Genomic DNA, 14,570 nt, shown 5'->3' with positions numbered 1-14,570 from the left:
GGCGCCCCGCCCCGGGAGCAACGTACGGCCGACGCCGCGCGCTGCCGCCGGGGCGGACCGGGTTCACGAAAGGGTCAGCTCCGGGCTGTACAGGTCGAGCCAGAGCGCGAGGTCCAGCGTGCGTTCGAGCCCGCGCCGGGACGCCTGCGTGATCTGCGGTGCGTCACGGTGCGCGGCCCGGGTCACCCGCTCCCGGTCGACCAGGTCGAACACCCGGTGCGAGGGCTGGGCGAGCAGATCCTTCGCGTGGTTCTGGAGCGCGACGGCGTACTTCGGGTCCTGCGTCGAGGGATACGGGCTCTTCACCCGGTCGTACACCGACTTCGGCAGCACGTCCGCGGTCGCCTCGCGCAGCAGGCTCTTCTCCCGGCCGTCGAACGACTTGAGCGACCAGGGCGTGTTGTACACGTACTCGACGAGGCGGTGGTCGCAGAACGGGACCCGCACCTCCAGGCCGACGGCCATGCTCGTGCGGTCCTTGCGGTCGAGCAGGACCCGCACGAACCGGGTCAGGTGCAGATGGCACATCTTGCGCATCCGGTACTCGAAGTCGCTCTCGCCGGCCAGGCGTTTGATGCCGCGCACGGCACCCGCGTAGCTGTCGCGGACGTATCCGTCCAGGTCGAGGGCGCCGGACAGGTCCCCGCGCAGGACGTCGGAGTCGTCGCCGAAGTGCTGGGACATGCGCACCAGCCACGGGAACGTGTCGGCGCTGCGGGCCTCCTCGTCGAAGAACTGGAGGTAGCCGCCGAACACCTCGTCTGCGGACTCGCCCGACAGGGCGACCGTCGATTGCTCCCTGATCGCCCGGAACAGCAGATAGAGCGACGCGTCCATGTCGCCGAAGCCCGCGGGGATGTCACGGGCCCGGATCACCCGGGCCCGGACCTCCGGGTCGGCCAGATCGTTCGAGTCGAGGACGATGTCGCGGTGATCGGTGCCGGCGGCCTGCGCCACGTCGTGCACGTACGGGGCGTCGGGCGTGCCGCGCATCTCGTCGGCGACGAAGTTCTCCGTCTGGCCCACGAAGTCCACGGCGAAGCTGCGTACGGTCTCGCCCTGTTCGCCGAGCTGCCGCGCGGCGATCGCCGTCATGGCGGACGAGTCGAGGCCACCGGACAGCAGCGTGCAGCGCGGGACGTCGGAGACGAGCTGGCGCCGCACGATGTCGTCGAGGAGCGAGCGCACGGTCGCGATCGTCGTGCCGCGGTCGTCCGTGTGCGGGCGGGTCTCCAGCGTCCAGTACGCCCGCTGCCGCAGTCCGCCGCGGTCGACGGTCACCACGGTGCCCGGCTCCACCTCCTGCATCCCGTCCCAGACGGCGTGCCCCGGTGTCTTCACGATGGTGAAGAGCTCCCGCAGTCCGTCGAGCGTCACCCGCGGCTTCGCGAGCGGATTGGCGAGGATCGCCTTGGGCTCGGAACCGAACAGGACGCCGTCCGGAGTCTCGTAGAAATAGAAGGGCTTGATGCCCATGCGGTCCCTGATCATCACGAGCTTGTTCTCGCGGCCGTCCCAGACGGCGAACGCGTACATGCCGTTGAGCCGCTCGGCCAGCCTCTCGCCCCACTCCAGGTAGCCGCGCAGCACGACCTCGGTGTCGGAGTCGGTGGTGAACTTGTGGCCGCGTCCGGTCAGTTCGCGGCGGAGTTCCGTGTAGTTGTACGTCTCGCCGGAGTACACGAGGGCGATGGTGCCGCGCGGTGTCTCGGCGGTCATCGGCTGACGTCCGCCCGGCAGGTCGATGATCGCGAGCCTGCGGTGGCCGAGCGCCGCGGGCCCCTCGGTCCAGGTACCGCGGTCGTCCGGGCCGCGGCACTCCATCGTCTGCGTCATCGCATCCAATGTGTCGGCCGAAGCGCGCAGGTCGCGATCGAAGGAGACCCAGCCGGTGATGCCACACATACGTTCCTCCTGCATGCCGTTCCGGCGCCAGAACCAGTTGTATCCAGCACCTATATGTCGAGCGTGTGACATGGCGCTGTGCACGGTCAACGCGACGGTAACCCGGCAAGGGCCTGCGACCCGATGGTTTCGGCCGCTCTTTGCGCGACCGGGTGAAATGGTCCCCATCGCAAATCGCGACGGCATGCGGGTTATTGCGGGAGCGTGGGTCGGCCGGACGGGCGTGATCCGGCCAAGGGCAAAAACTTGATCAACCCCTGGCCGGACCCGCGGTCCTCAGGCCGTCACGGCCGTCCGGTTCCAGTGCGGCAGCATGACCACTCCCGCGAGTGCCGCGGCGGCGGCGAAGCCGTAGAAGAGCGCGGTGGTCGAGAGGAAGCCCGGGAGCAGGCCGCCGAGGATCGCACCGACGGAGCCGCAGCCGTTGACGAAACCGATGGCGGTGCCCGCCCCGGCCGTGCCTCCCGAGTCGACGGCAGCGACGCCCGCGATCAGGGCGTCCGCGGCGTAGAGACCGAAGCCGATCACGGCCAGGACGCCGACCATCGTCCAGGTGCTGCCCGTCGCGGTGAGGGGCACGAACGCCGCGAGCATCACCGTCAGCAGGCCGAGGGAGAGGACGCACGGCGGCACGCGCCGGGAGGAGAACAGGCGGTCGGAGATCCAGCCGACCGTCATCGGCGCGAGCACACCGGCCACGCCGAACGCCACCGGGATCAGGGTGGCCTCCAGCCTGCCCACCTCGGGCAGCCGTTCGCTGACGATCACCGGGCCCCACAGCAGGAGCGCGTACCGGGCGGGCTTGAGCAGGAAGTACGAGGCGCTGAGCGTCAGGACCATCCGGTCGCGCAGGATCCCGCGGTAGATCTCGCGCGAGGTGAGCGGCGCCTCGGCCGGCTCGGGCGCGGCGCCGGACTCGGCCGTCGTCTCCTGGGCGTCCGGCCGGGGGAGACCGACGTCCGCGGGCTCGTTGCGCTGGAAGACGACGAACAGCGCGAGGACGACGGCCAGCGTCGCCGACCCGGCCAGGAACGCCGCGTGCCAGCTGTCGAAGACCGAGTACGCCCACCAGCCGAGGAACGGCGGCGCCGCGAGGCCGCCGAACGCGTAGTTCGTGCACCACAGGCCGAGGATCCGGCCCCGCTCCCTCACCGGCACGAAACTGGTCACGTTCTTGCACAGCGGGGCCCAGCCCGTGGACTGCGCGAGCCCCTGCACGGCCATCGCGACGCCGAACACCACGAGCGAGGTGCTCAGGCCGATGACCGCCGACGCGACCACCGCGCCCGCCATCCCTCCGATCACGACGACCCGCGGCCCGAACCGGTCCGCCCACGAGCCCCAGGCGAACTGCCCCACCGCGTACGCCGCGAGATACACGGCGTCGATCAGTCCGAGCGTGCGGGACGTGAGGGTGTGGTTGACCGCGGGATCGTCCAGAATGCCGAGCTTGGCGACCGAGAACGCCTGCCGGACGAAGTAGAAGCCCGCGTACGCGATCCAGGTGACGGCGAAGATCTGCCAGCGCCAGCGCAGCGACCGCCGGGCGGAAGCGGGGTCTGCCGCGGAGGGCCGGAGCGGGGCGGGCGCGACCCCTGGGCGGGTGCCGTCGGGCATGGTGGTCTCCTTGTCCTCGGTGCCTGGTGAGCGATGGGTGCGGGGGGTGACGTGCCGCAGTGCTACGCAGTGCCGGGCCCCGCGCCGCGAGATGTGCTCACGGCGCGGGCTGCCCTCTGTGCCGGGGTGGAGTGGTGGGGGCCGGGACCTTGTCCGCGGCGGGCGGTCAGGCCGTCGCGGCCAGGGACTCGTCGAACGTGGCGGCGGCGAGGCCGAACGAGAGCGTCATGCCGATGCCCGAGGTGACCGAGATGGCCCGCACGCCCGGTGCCGTGTCGCGGACCAGGAGCGGGCCGCGGCCGCTGCTCGCGTAGACGCCCTGCCAGCGTTCCGTCACCCGCAGGTCGCCGGCGCCGAGGACCTCGGCCGCCGAGTCGAGCAGCAGCCGCGCCGTCGGCTCGTCCTCGAACGGGGTGGTGGTCCGCCCGTAGGCGTGGGAGTCCCCGACCAGGACCGTGCCGTCGGGCAGGCGGGTGAACATGACGTTCGCGACGACGTCGAGCAGTGCGGGGCTGTGGCCGATGACCTCCTCGCGCAGCCTCGGCCCCGACGGCATGGCCGTGAAGCCGTCGTAGCGCAGCATGGACGTCGCGGTCAGGATCGCCGCGTCCGTGCGGAAGGCATCGGGCGCCGTGACGCGCGCCATGGTGAGGCGGCAGCGCTCGATGCCGTGCTCCTCCGCCGCCGCGGGGTACAGGCGGTCCAGGTCGTGGCCCACGCAGACGAGGATCCGGTCGCCGTGGACCGGGCCGCGGCCGGTGTGGACGGTGCCCTCCTCGACGCCGTTCACGTTCGTGCCCCACACCACGGTGACGTTGGGCTGTATGGACAGCCATGCGGCCAGGTCCGGGGCGGCCTCGCGGGGGTTGACGCGCAGGTCGTCGGGGAGGAAGGCGCCGCCCACGATGTCGCCGGTGTCGGCGCCCCGGCCGAGTTCGCCCGCGACCTCCTCGCGGGTCCGCAGCCGGACGGTGTCCGCTCCGCGCTCCTCGCGCAGTTCCTCCAGAACCGCCAGTTCTGCCTCCGACCTCGCCACCACGAGGGCGCCGGCCTCCTTGGCCCACAGGCCCGAGCTCTTCGCGGCCTCCAGCCACCCCGCCCGCGAGCGGTAGGCGAGTTCCAGCAGGTCGCCGCGCTGTGCCGTGATGCAGCAGTGCCCGAAGTTGCGTACCGAAGCGCCTACGGGCTGCCAGTCGCGCTCGACGACCGTGACGGTCAGGCCGCGCCGGGCGGCCTCGAAGGCGTGGGCGAGGCCGACGACCCCGGCACCGACGATGACCAGGTCGCTCCGGCCGCTGGGCAGGTCGGCGGAGGGCGAGGGGACGGAGGGGGACGCTGTTGTGATGCTCATGGGTTGCAGCGTGCGAGGTCTCGGGCGCAGCGGGCAAGACTTGTGTGTACAAGTTTTCCGTCTGTTTACCTTCCGTGCCCCGCAGCGGGGGTGGGTGACCCCGAAACGTCATCGGGCGGCCCTATGACAGTCAGCTGCGGGCCTTGAGGAAGGGCGGGTCGAGCTGCGATAGTCATCTTGTGAAGACAAGTAAGAGTGCGCCGCTCCATGAGCAGCTCGGCGCCGAGTTCCTGCGGCGTATCGAGTCCGGTGAGTGGCCGGAGGGCGAGCCGGTACCGAGCGAGTCCCAGCTCTGCGAAGAGTTCGGGACCTCTCGTGGACCGGTCAGGCAGGCCTTGTCGATACTGCGGTCGGACGGGCATCTCGTGGGCGGCCGGGGCAAGCCGCCCGTCGCCAGAAGAGCGGCCCCGTCGCAGCCCTTCGCGTCGCTCATGTCGTTCACCCAGTGGGCCAGATCCATCGGCCGCGAACCCGGTCAGCTGACCGTCGAGGTCGCCCGCCGCCGGGCCTCCCCGGACGCCGCCGCACGGCTCGGCCTCGACGAGGGCGAACCCGTGGTCGACCTGGTCCGGCTGCGCCACCTGGACGGCGTGCCGGTCATGGTCGAGCGCTCCACGTTCGTCCTCCACGTCGGCCGGCACCTGTTCGACATGGACCCCGACGCGGGCTCGATCTACGAGGCCCTGTGCGGGCGCGATGTGGACCTGCACCACGCCCGCCACACCATCGACGCCATCGCCGCCGACACGCAGGACGCCTCGCTCCTCGGCATCGAGCCCGGCGAACCCCTGCTGCGCGTCAGGCGACTGGCCTTCTCGCGGGACGGCGTGCCCCTGGAGTACGCCGACGACCGCTATCTGCCCGCACTCGCCAACTTCACCATCGAGAACACCGCCGAGGGACGCACCGTCGTCGGCCGGTACCGCACTGACGAGGAGAACCCCAGTGATTGAACTCGCCGTCTTCGACATGGCAGGCACCACGATCGAGGAGCACGGCGCGGTGTACGAGGCGCTGCGCCACGCCGTCGAGTCGACCGGCGTGACGGTCGACGCGCAGGACCTCCAGACGTGGATGGGCACCGACAAGCGCGAGGCCATCGACGCGCTGGTCCGCCTCGGTGGCGGCACCCCCGACGCGGAGCTGGTCGAGCGGCAGTACGGCGTCTTCCGCGCGTTCCTCAAGGAGCGCTACGAAGAGGTCCCGCCGCAGCCCATAGCCCAGGCCGACAAGGCCCTCGCCGAACTGCGCGCCCGGGGCGTCAAGGTCGCCCTGACCACGGGGTTCAGCGCTGACGTCGCCCTGCCGCTGCTCGCGTCGCTCGGCTGGTCCACGGGTGAGGGCGGCAACCTCGACGCGGTCGTCACCGCAGACGAGGTCGTCCGCGGCCGCCCCGCCCCGTACATGATCCACCGGGCGATGGAGAAGACCGGCGTCGTGGACGTCCGCAAGGTGCTCGTCGCGGGCGACACCGCGGTCGACCTGCAGGCGGGGCACCACGCGGGCGCGGGCGTCGTCGTCGGCGTCCTCACCGGCCAGCTCCCGCGCACGGAGCTCGAACTGCACCCGCACACCTACGTGCTGGACAGCGTCGCCGAGGTGCCGGGCCTCGCGGAGGCGACGGCCGCGGAGTAGTCGTACGGCGAAGCACGTCGGCGGCGGCGCTCGGGCGAGAGTCCCGCGCGCCGCCGCCCACCTGCCGTCAGTCCTCCGCCAACGCCGCGTCCACGATCGACTGCGCCTCCGTCTGCACCTGGGCCAGGTGATCAGGGCCGCGGAACGACTCGGCGTAGATCTTGTACACGTCCTCCGTGCCGCTCGGCCGCGCGGCGAACCAGGCGTTCTCCGTGGTGACCTTCACCCCGCCGATCGCTGCGCCGTTGCCCGGCGCGTGGCTGAGCCGTCCGGTGATGGGCTCGCCCGCGAGCGTGTCCGCGGTGATGGCGTCGCCGCTGAGCTCGGCGAGGCGGGCCTTCTGCTGCTTGGTCGCCTTCGCGTCCACGCGCGCGTACGACGACGAGCCGTGCTCCGCGGCGAGTTCGGCGTAGTACTGCGACGGGGTCTTCCCGGTCACCGCGGTGATCTCGGCCGCGAGCAGCGCGAGCAGGATGCCGTCCTTGTCCGTCGTCCAGACGCCGCCGTCCTTGCGCACGAAGCTCGCACCCGCGCTCTCCTCGCCGCCGAAGGCCACCGACCCGTCGACGAGTCCCGGCACGAACCACTTGAATCCGACGGGGACTTCGAGCAGCTCGCGGCCGAGCGACGCGACGATCCGGTCGATGACGGCGCTCGACACCAGCGTCTTGCCGATCGCGGCGTCGGACCGCCAGCCGGTGCGGTGCGTCGCCAGGTAGTGGATCGCGACGGCCAGATAGTGGTTCGGGTTCATGAGTCCGGCGTCGGGCGTGACGATGCCGTGCCGGTCGGCGTCCGCGTCGTTCCCCGTCAGCAGGTCGTAGTCGTGCCGCTTCGCGAGGACGGACGCCATCGCCGGGGCCGACGAGGGATCCATCCGGATCTTGCCGTCCCAGTCGAGCGTCATGAACCGCCAGGTCGGGTCCACCTCGGGGTTGACCACCGTCAGGTCGAGTCCGTACATCTCGGCGATCCGCGCCCAGTAGTGCACACTCGCCCCGCCGAGCGGGTCCGCGCCGATGCGCAGCCCCGACGCCCGGATGGCGTCGGTGTCGATGACGGTGCTCAGCTCTTCGACGTACCGCTCACGGAAGTCGTACGTCTCCGGAGCCACGTCCTTCGTGGTGCGCACGTCGCGGTTGCCGTCGGCGAGCAGCTCGTTGGCGCGGCGCGCGATCCAGGAGGTCGCCGTGGAGTCGGCGGGGCCGCCGTGCGGCGGGTTGTACTTGAAGCCGCCGTCGCGCGGCGGGTTGTGGCTCGGCGTGATGACGATGCCGTCCGCCTGGCCGAGCTCGTCGGACGCGGTGCTGTTCCAGCGCAGGATGGCGTGGCTGAGCGCGGGGGTCGGCACGAAGTCGTCGTGGAGGTCGGCGAATACACGTACGCCGTTCGCCGCGAGGACGCCGAGCGCCGTGTCGAGCGCGGGGCGTGAGAGGGCGTGGGTGTCGGGCCCGATGAACAGCGGGCCCGTGATGCCCTCGGCCGTGCGGTGTTCGACGATGGCCTGCGTGATCGCCGCGATGTGGCGTTCGTTGAACGCGCCGTCCAGGCTGGAGCCTCGGTGCCCGCTCGTGCCGAAGACGACGCGCTGCTCGGGGCGGTCCACGTCGGGCACCCTGGTGAAATACGCGTCGACGAGTTCATCGATGTCGACGAGGTCCTCCGGCCGGGCCTGGGTTCCTGCGCGCTCAGTCATGGGGGCATTCTCCCATCAGGGCCGGGCGTGACGCAGGACCGCAGAGGTGTCCCGAAGCGCCGTGAGCACTCCGGGACACCTGGCCGGCGGACGGCCCGTCAGGACTGCCGCTTCGCCCGCTCCTTGACGATCGCGGCCAGCATGTCCGCGATGTGCGCCTCGGACGCGGCCTTGTCGATGCCCGACTCGGCGAGGGTGCCCGAGCCGTTCTCCTGCTCCAGAAGGGCCAGCAGGATGTGTTCCGTACCGATGTAGTTGTGGCCGAGGCGCAGCGCCTCGCGGAAGGTCAGCTCCAGGACCTTCTTCGCGTTCGTGTCGAACTTGACGAGGCCGGGCACGTCGGAGACGGCCGGGGGCAGCGTGGCCGTCGCGTTCTGCCTGACGGTGTCGAGGAGCACGCCCTGCGCCCGGACGGCCTGCGCGGCGAGCCCCTCAGGCTCGGCGAGGAGGCCGAGGACCAGGTGCTCGGGCCGGATCTCGTCGTTGCCGGCGGCCTGGGCCTCGTTCTGCGCGGACATCACGACGTTGCGCGCCCGCGGGGTGTAGCGGCCGAAGCCCGAGCTGGGGTCGAGGTCACCGACCTCGCCGGAGGACTTGGGCACGAACCGCTTCTGGGCGGCCTGCCGGGTGACCCCCATGCTCCTGCCGATGTCGGTCCAGGACGCCCCGGAGCGGCGTGCCTGGTCCACGAAGTGGCCGATCAGATGGTCCGCGACGTCGCCGAGGTGGTCCGCGGCGATCACGGCGTCGGAGAGCTGGTCGAGTGCGTCGGTGTGGACCTTCTTGATGGCGTCGATCAGGTCGTCGAGGCGTACGGGTGTGGTCATGCCTACTGGCTCCGCAGATTCCGTCATGTGACAACCGTAGGTTGACAGTGCGGAAGGTGTCAACCTCAAGTTGACAGTCGTTGGGGATGTCCTCACGCACGCCGTAGGCTGCGCAGTCCACGACGTACCAGCGGATGAAAGAGGAGAGCCATGCCGTCGGGCCGAGTGTCACTTGCGGACGTGCTGCGCGCCGCGGACGAGTCCGGGACGGGCGCCCTGTGGAAGCTCGACGGCGCGGCGCGGCAGCTCGACGCGAACCTCGTCCGGCTGCGGCCCGGCACCGTCGTCGCCGAGCACGTCGAGCCGGACCTCGACGTCCTGCTCGTCGTCATCGAAGGCGATGGGTTGCTCCGGCACGCCGGCGAGGAGGAACAACTCGCGTCCGGCGCCCTGGTGTTCATCGCGCGCGGCGAACGACGCTCCGTGACGGCCGGCGCCGACGGTCTCGCCTACCTCACCGCCCACCGCAGACGCCCCGGCCTGACCATCGCGCGGCCCCCGGCCCGCGAGGGCGGCGAACCGGCCTGCCTGCTCAGCCGGATCTGCCCCGCCTGCGACCGGGTCTCCGAGGATTCCGCGGCGGCCTACTGTGCCCGCTGCGGCGGGCGCCTGCCCACTGCCTGACGCGACCGAGCGGGCGGTCGTGCCCGCCCGCCGGTCCGGCCTGCGCCGCCCCGCGCCCCCTCGCCCGTACGGTGCCGGGGAGTGGCAGGACCGGGCGACCGCAGCGAGGGAGAACCACCCGACATGGCCGACTACCGCATCGAGACCGTCCGCAACGGCTTCCGCGACTGGACCGCACGCAACGACCGCGGCGCCGAGGTCCGCATCGGCGCCGCCGAGGATCCCGACGTGCAGCCGTCGTTCACCCCGGTCGAGCTGCTCCTCGCCGCGCTCGGTGGCTGCGGCGGCCTCGTCACCGACCGCACGGCCCGCACCGTCGAACACGACGGACTGCGCGTCGTCGTGGAGTCCGTGTCACGCCCCGCGGACGACGGCCGCGTCGGCGCGGTCCGCGTCAGCTACGAACTGGAGCTCCCCGAGGGTGACGAGGAGGCGGACGACGCCTTCGCCCGCGGCGTGCGTCTGACCCACGAGAAGTACTGCACCGTCAGCCGGACCGTGGAACACGGAGCCCGGATCGAGGTGCGGCTCCCGGACGGCACGCTCGTCTTCATGGCGGGCTGACCCGCCTGGTGGCGGGGCGACGAGCTCTCGCGGCCGGGTGTGGAGCGCGCGCTGCGGCAAACCGCCGTGCCCCCGACCCACTACTGGATCGAGGGCATCCACGAACCGTCCCCCACCGGCTTCCTCTATGTGCGCGAGGACCCCGGCGGGGGCCGGGAGACCAGTGTGTACGAGCGCGGCAGCCACGAGGCGATCGCGCGGCATCCCACGGCGGACGCCGCCTGCGCCCATCTGCGGCAGCTGCTGAACTGAGTGCCGCCGTACACACCGCAGGGTGCTCAGGGGAGTGAATGAACCTTGGGGCCGACGCTGTTCGACCAGGCGTTGCCCGCCGTCGCATCCCAGTTCGTGGACCAGGTCATCGCACCCCGCAGGCCCGGATAGGTCTTCGCGGGCTTGAAGGAGCCGCAGCCGGTGCCGCGGGTCAGACAATCGAGCGCGTTGTTGACGACGGACGGATCCACGTAGCCACTGCCCGCTCCACGCGTCGACGCCGGGACACCGAGGCCGACCTGCGACGGGTCGAGACCGCCCTCAAGCTGGATGCAGGCGAGCGCGGTCAGGAAGTCGACCGAGCCCTGGCTGTAGACCTTGCCGTCGCAGCCGAGCATCGAACCGCTGTTGTAGTACTGCATGTTGACGACCGTGAGGATGTCCTTCACGTTCAGCGCCGTCTTGAAGTACTCACCTGAAGTGGACTGCATGTCGATGGTCTGCGGCGCCATCGTGAGGACCAGTTTCGCGCCCGCCTTCGCGGAGAGCTGGTGCAGGGCCTTCGACATATAGGTGGAGTTGAGGCCGTTCTCGAGGTCGATGTCGACGCCGTCGAACCCGTACTGCTGCATCAGGGAGTAGGCACTGTCGGCGAACGCGGTGGCCGACGCGTCGCTGTTGACGGACACGCTGCCCTTCTCGCCGCCGACCGAGAGGATCACGGACTTGCCCGCGGCCTGCTTCGCGGCGATGTCGGCCTTGAAGTCGGCGGCCGACGCGTACCCGACGGCGGGGTCGAGCGTGAAGGAGATCTGGCCCGGCGTGCTGGTCGCGTCGGCGAAGGACACCGCGATGATGTCGTACTGGGAGGGGACGTCCCGCAGCTTCTGCACGGTCGCGCCGTTGTTGAAGTTCTGCCAGTAGCCGGTCACCGCGTGCTTGGGCACGGTGCCGCCGCCACCGCCGCCGGACGTCGCGGTCCTGGCGGTGACGGCCGCCGACTTCGCGGACTCACCGGCCGAGTTGGTCGCGCTGACCTGGAAGCTGTACGAGGTGGCGGCGGCGAGTCCGGTGACGGTGGCGGACGCGCCGCTGACGGAGGCGACCTTCGAGCCGTCGCGGTACACGTTGTAGCCGGTGGCGCCGGAGACCGGGTTCCAGGAGAGATCGACCGAGGAGGACGTCGTGGTGCCCGCCGCGAGTCCCGCGGGGACCGCCGGGATGACGACGGGATCGCCGCCGCCACCGCCGCCGTCGGGACCGAGCACGCTCACGTCGTCGGCGTAGTACGCGCTCTGTCCGTACCAGCCGTGCGTGTAGACGGTCACGGACGTCGTGCTCGCGCCGGTCGTGAACGTGGTGCTCAGCTGCTGCCAGCCGGAGGATCCCGGTGTCCACGTCGACACGTCGGTGGTTCCGGTGCCGCTCGCGCCGAGGTACACGTAACTGCCCTGGACCCAGGAGCTCAGCGTGTAGGTCGAGTTGGGCTTGACCGCGACGGCCTGGGAGCACTGGGCGGTGTCCTGCGCGGTCGGTGTGCCCTTGAGCGCCTTGGCGCCGCCGTGTACGGGGGAGCCGACCACGGAACCGGTGCCGGCGGAGCACGTCCAGTTGCTCAGGTCCGATTCGAACCCGGCGTTCTTGGCGACGTTGATGTCGGCGGCCTGCGCCGTGGTCGCCAGGGCGGTGACGCCGAGCGCTGTGGCCGCGGTGACGGCCAGTGCGCCCTTGATCCATCTGCGTGCACGGTCCACTTACTGCCTCCGGTGGGGAGTGAAGGGGGCGGGAGTGAACGGTGGCCACCGCTGTAGGGCCCAAAGCTGGTCCAGACCAATCGAGTTGTCAAGACCTCAACCGTGCCGGGAGGGCTGTCGCAGGGCTCCGGGTGCGATGAGTTTCGCGCGTGCGGAAGGTCTTCAGTGATGGCGGAAGATCCCCGAGGAGGCAGAGATGAGCACGTCCGGCACCCTGAACGAGGAGTTCAGCGCCATCCTGGAAAAGAGCCCCGACCAAGGCGGCTGGACCTATGTCGTATGGCCCGGATCGGCCACCTTCTTCGGGACGCGCGGCCTGGTCAAGGTCAGGGGCACGGTCGACGGCCATCCGTTCCGGAGCTCGTTCATGGCTCTCGGGGGCGGGCGGCACAAGCTGCCCGTCAAGGCCGACGTCCGCAAGGCGATCGGCAAGGAGGCGGGGGACCGCGTCACGATCCGGCTCGAGGAGCGGCTCGGGAGCTGACGCCGGTGAGCGGGTGACGGGGCCGCCGGCCTGGGCGTGGGTAGGGATGGCCGGCGGCCCCTCCGCGCAGGAGCCGTCAATCCTGTGCGGGGTTCCTCTCGTAGTGGACTGCGTCGTTCCGATGGCTGGAAGCGTGCGAACACAGTGACTGGGTGTGCCCTGTTCACACGGGGCGCGCGCCGGGTCTCAGAGGCGCTCGAGAATCCCCCGCACAAAGGCGGCCTGCCCCGAGTGCTGGAGATCGTCCGAGATGACGCTCACCAGCCGCACGCCCAGCGTGACCGGCGGCGACCAGGTGTCGTCGATCACCTGGTCCAGGTCCGCGTCGGTCAGTCCTGCCACGTGGGCGAGGGTGCGCTCGTGCACGGCGTCGAAGTAGCCGAGCAGCAGATCGGCCGACAGGACCTGCACCTTGGCCACCTGTTTGCCGCTGTGGCCGAATCCCGTGTCGGAGGGTGGCAGGGCGAGATCGAGACGGTCGGCCCAGCCGTCGGCGAGCCAGATCTGATCGGTGTGGAAGGCGTCGGAGATGTGATCGTCCTGCACGCGTGTGAGGTGCCAGATCAGCCACGCGATCGAGTTCGAGTCGCCATTGAGACGGGTGTTGAGTTCCTCGGCGGAAAGATCTTCCACCGCCGAGTGAACCGTTTCGTGGATCCGTCCGAACGCGTCGGTGAGAACGTCCTTGGAGTGCATGACGTGCTGCTTCCTCGATGGCGCGGATTTCACACCCGCGCACCCGTTCCATTCCGGCCATTCGGTGCTCTGAATATGCCAGGAGACTGGCCAGAAAGGCATGGTGACAGTGCGTCGGAAGTGTCGATACTCGTCTTCTGGGGAAGTTGAATGATGCCCGACCAATAGATCATTTAGCCGGTCCGGACCGGCGCACCCACACGGATCACGCACATCGCACGGAATGAAAGTGAGGCCCGCAGGACGGCGAACGAAGCGACGGGGGAGAACGTGCACGAGGAATTCCTGTGCCATGTCACCGCGTACGGAATCTGCGGCGGTGAGCGCGTCGGCGTACCGCTCGGAACGTACCGAGCGCCCACTCTGCCACTCGCGATGTGGTGGCTGCGCGACCGTGCTTCCTGGATAGCCGAACGGCTCGATCCGCGCCCCGGCAATCCGCATTTCCCTGACCATGCCATTGCCCCGGTCGCCGACACCGTCCCCGATGTGCCGGGTGCGCTGCGCGACTGGTGCGGCGATATCGAGCGGCAGGAACAAGTGGCCGAGGAACTCGCCGACGGGAAACTCGTCCGGCTGATCACTCGCGACGACACCACGGAATACGAGTTCCTCGCCGAGTCGGTCGACGCCCTGCGGATGCAGCGCACCCGCGCGTCCAGGGCCGCGCTCGTTCCCCACCCATGATCGACGCGGCGTCGATATGACTAGTAGCCGGTACGGGTGGCGCCGCGCTTACCTGCACAAACGCAGGGGGAGTGTGGTCATGCACAGCGCAGTCACCACACTTTCGGAGTCGCTCGAATGCACCGCAGTACCGCCTTGCTCGCCACCACTCTCGTCGGCGTCGCCGCCGCGCTGACCCTCGCCGCCCCGACGGCCGTCGCCACCGCGCCGGCCGGTTCCGCGCGCGCCGCGGGCCCCGGACAGGTCTGCTTCTGGACCGAGGCGGGCCAGCACGGCCAGGCCTGGTGTTACGCGCCACCCGGCTACGCCGAGGCGGAGAACGGCACCCAGCGCCACGCCTACTCCTTCGACTCCCGCGTCGACGGCACCGTCTACGCGATCAGCTACGGGCCGGGAAACAGCTGCCTCTACCGCGAGATCCGCAAGGACGACTACGACGAGAACTGGGAGGCGTGGGCCACCAAGTTCGACGGCGTCAGCGACAACAAGATGGGATGCGAAGCGGGCTGATCCGCCG

The 14,570-nt window shown here is 70.4% G+C and carries 15 protein-coding genes; 8 read left to right on the top strand and 7 right to left on the bottom strand.

The genetic code is table 11. The features are described 5' to 3' along the window. Nucleotides 1–63 precede the first annotated feature (63 nt). From asnB to OHO83_RS05150, 3 genes are all read right to left on the bottom strand, one after another. The gene (asnB, locus tag OHO83_RS05160; protein ID WP_330278785.1) at nt 64–1,905 is read right to left on the bottom strand and encodes an asparagine synthase (glutamine-hydrolyzing); all 1,842 of its coding nucleotides are present in this window, start codon (nt 1,903–1,905) and stop codon (nt 64–66) included. Nucleotides 1,906–2,181: 276 nt separating this feature from the next. Further along, complete coding sequence (locus tag OHO83_RS05155; protein WP_330278784.1) at nt 2,182–3,522, bottom strand: MFS transporter; 1,341 nt, start codon at nt 3,520–3,522, stop codon at nt 2,182–2,184. 166 nt (nt 3,523–3,688) lie between these two features. Further along, on the bottom strand, nt 3,689–4,873 hold the full coding sequence (locus OHO83_RS05150) for a TIGR03364 family FAD-dependent oxidoreductase (RefSeq protein ID WP_330278783.1): 1,185 nt from the start codon (nt 4,871–4,873) through the stop codon (nt 3,689–3,691). Nucleotides 4,874–5,052: 179 nt separating this feature from the next. Here OHO83_RS05150 and OHO83_RS05145 point away from each other — a divergent pair, with 179 nt between their 5' ends. Together OHO83_RS05145 and OHO83_RS05140 are read left to right on the top strand one after the other, a co-directional pair. Next, entirely contained in the window at nt 5,053–5,826 is a 774-nt protein-coding gene (locus OHO83_RS05145; RefSeq protein ID WP_266678446.1) for a GntR family transcriptional regulator, read from the top strand. Further along, entirely contained in the window at nt 5,819–6,508 is a 690-nt protein-coding gene (locus tag OHO83_RS05140; protein WP_329432277.1) for a phosphonatase-like hydrolase, read from the top strand. Before OHO83_RS05145 ends, OHO83_RS05140 begins: the two co-directional genes overlap by 8 nt. 67 nt (nt 6,509–6,575) lie before the next feature. Here the strand turns inward: OHO83_RS05140 and pgm are convergent, their stop codons facing one another. Continuing rightward, nucleotides 6,576–8,204, bottom strand: coding sequence for a phosphoglucomutase (alpha-D-glucose-1,6-bisphosphate-dependent) (gene pgm, locus OHO83_RS05135; protein ID WP_329432276.1), 1,629 nt, complete (start codon nt 8,202–8,204; stop codon nt 6,576–6,578). A 98-nt stretch (nt 8,205–8,302) separates the two neighbouring features. Beyond that, the gene (locus OHO83_RS05130) at nt 8,303–9,031 is read right to left on the bottom strand and encodes a Clp protease N-terminal domain-containing protein (protein ID WP_330278782.1); all 729 of its coding nucleotides are present in this window, start codon (nt 9,029–9,031) and stop codon (nt 8,303–8,305) included. Nucleotides 9,032–9,181: 150 nt separating this feature from the next. On the opposite strand from OHO83_RS05130, the gene OHO83_RS05125 reads away from it, so the two are divergent. From OHO83_RS05125 to OHO83_RS05115, 3 genes are all read left to right on the top strand, one after another. Beyond that, the gene (locus OHO83_RS05125; protein WP_329432274.1) at nt 9,182–9,655 is read left to right on the top strand and encodes a cupin domain-containing protein; all 474 of its coding nucleotides are present in this window, start codon (nt 9,182–9,184) and stop codon (nt 9,653–9,655) included. Between the two features lie 123 nt (nt 9,656–9,778). Continuing rightward, the gene (locus OHO83_RS05120) at nt 9,779–10,219 is read left to right on the top strand and encodes an OsmC family protein (RefSeq protein ID WP_330278781.1); all 441 of its coding nucleotides are present in this window, start codon (nt 9,779–9,781) and stop codon (nt 10,217–10,219) included. 66 nt (nt 10,220–10,285) lie between these two features. Next, nucleotides 10,286–10,471, top strand: coding sequence for a hypothetical protein (locus tag OHO83_RS05115; RefSeq protein WP_323187061.1), 186 nt, complete (start codon nt 10,286–10,288; stop codon nt 10,469–10,471). A 26-nt stretch (nt 10,472–10,497) separates the two neighbouring features. On the opposite strand, the gene OHO83_RS05110 is transcribed toward OHO83_RS05115, so the two are convergent. Continuing rightward, a complete protein-coding gene (locus tag OHO83_RS05110; RefSeq protein ID WP_330278780.1) occupies nt 10,498–12,186 on the bottom strand; it encodes a chitinase in 1,689 nt (562 codons plus the stop codon). Between the two features lie 196 nt (nt 12,187–12,382). Here OHO83_RS05110 and OHO83_RS05105 point away from each other — a divergent pair, with 196 nt between their 5' ends. Next, complete coding sequence (locus tag OHO83_RS05105; RefSeq protein ID WP_330278779.1) at nt 12,383–12,670, top strand: DUF1905 domain-containing protein; 288 nt, start codon at nt 12,383–12,385, stop codon at nt 12,668–12,670. Between the two features lie 186 nt (nt 12,671–12,856). Here OHO83_RS05105 and OHO83_RS05100 read toward each other — a convergent pair whose 3' ends face one another. After that, entirely contained in the window at nt 12,857–13,366 is a 510-nt protein-coding gene (locus OHO83_RS05100; protein WP_266678462.1) for a mycothiol transferase, read from the bottom strand. 270 nt (nt 13,367–13,636) lie between these two features. On the opposite strand from OHO83_RS05100, the gene OHO83_RS05095 reads away from it, so the two are divergent. Together OHO83_RS05095 and OHO83_RS05090 are read left to right on the top strand one after the other, a co-directional pair. Further along, nucleotides 13,637–14,053, top strand: coding sequence for a hypothetical protein (locus OHO83_RS05095; RefSeq protein WP_266678464.1), 417 nt, complete (start codon nt 13,637–13,639; stop codon nt 14,051–14,053). 117 nt (nt 14,054–14,170) lie between these two features. Further along, nucleotides 14,171–14,563: a hypothetical protein gene (locus OHO83_RS05090; RefSeq protein WP_266678466.1), complete on the top strand. Its 393-nt coding sequence runs from the start codon at nt 14,171–14,173 to the stop codon at nt 14,561–14,563. The last annotated feature ends 7 nt before the right edge of the window (nt 14,564–14,570 follow it).

It is taken from the genome of Streptomyces sp. NBC_00569 (assembly GCF_036345255.1).
Lineage (GTDB): Bacteria > Actinomycetota > Actinomycetes > Streptomycetales > Streptomycetaceae > Streptomyces.
Note: the sequence above shows the minus strand (reverse complement) of the source record. Positions and strands in the feature narration are given on the sequence as shown.

Excerpts from the sequence above, each read along its gene's own strand:
- asnB (WP_330278785.1), bottom strand. The coding sequence starts at position 1,905 with ATGTGTGGCATCACCGGCTGGGTCTCCTTCGATCGCGACCTGCGCGCT.
- OHO83_RS05155 (WP_330278784.1), bottom strand. The coding sequence starts at position 3,522 with ATGCCCGACGGCACCCGCCCAGGGGTCGCGCCCGCCCCGCTCCGGCCC.
- OHO83_RS05150 (WP_330278783.1), bottom strand. The coding sequence starts at position 4,873 with ATGAGCATCACAACAGCGTCCCCCTCCGTCCCCTCGCCCTCCGCCGAC.
- pgm (WP_329432276.1), bottom strand. The coding sequence starts at position 8,204 with ATGACTGAGCGCGCAGGAACCCAGGCCCGGCCGGAGGACCTCGTCGAC.
- OHO83_RS05130 (WP_330278782.1), bottom strand. The coding sequence starts at position 9,031 with ATGACCACACCCGTACGCCTCGACGACCTGATCGACGCCATCAAGAAG.
- OHO83_RS05125 (WP_329432274.1), top strand. The coding sequence starts at position 9,182 with ATGCCGTCGGGCCGAGTGTCACTTGCGGACGTGCTGCGCGCCGCGGAC.
- OHO83_RS05120 (WP_330278781.1), top strand. The coding sequence starts at position 9,779 with ATGGCCGACTACCGCATCGAGACCGTCCGCAACGGCTTCCGCGACTGG.
- OHO83_RS05105 (WP_330278779.1), top strand. The coding sequence starts at position 12,383 with ATGAGCACGTCCGGCACCCTGAACGAGGAGTTCAGCGCCATCCTGGAA.
- OHO83_RS05100 (WP_266678462.1), bottom strand. The coding sequence starts at position 13,366 with ATGCACTCCAAGGACGTTCTCACCGACGCGTTCGGACGGATCCACGAA.
- OHO83_RS05090 (WP_266678466.1), top strand. The coding sequence starts at position 14,171 with ATGCACCGCAGTACCGCCTTGCTCGCCACCACTCTCGTCGGCGTCGCC.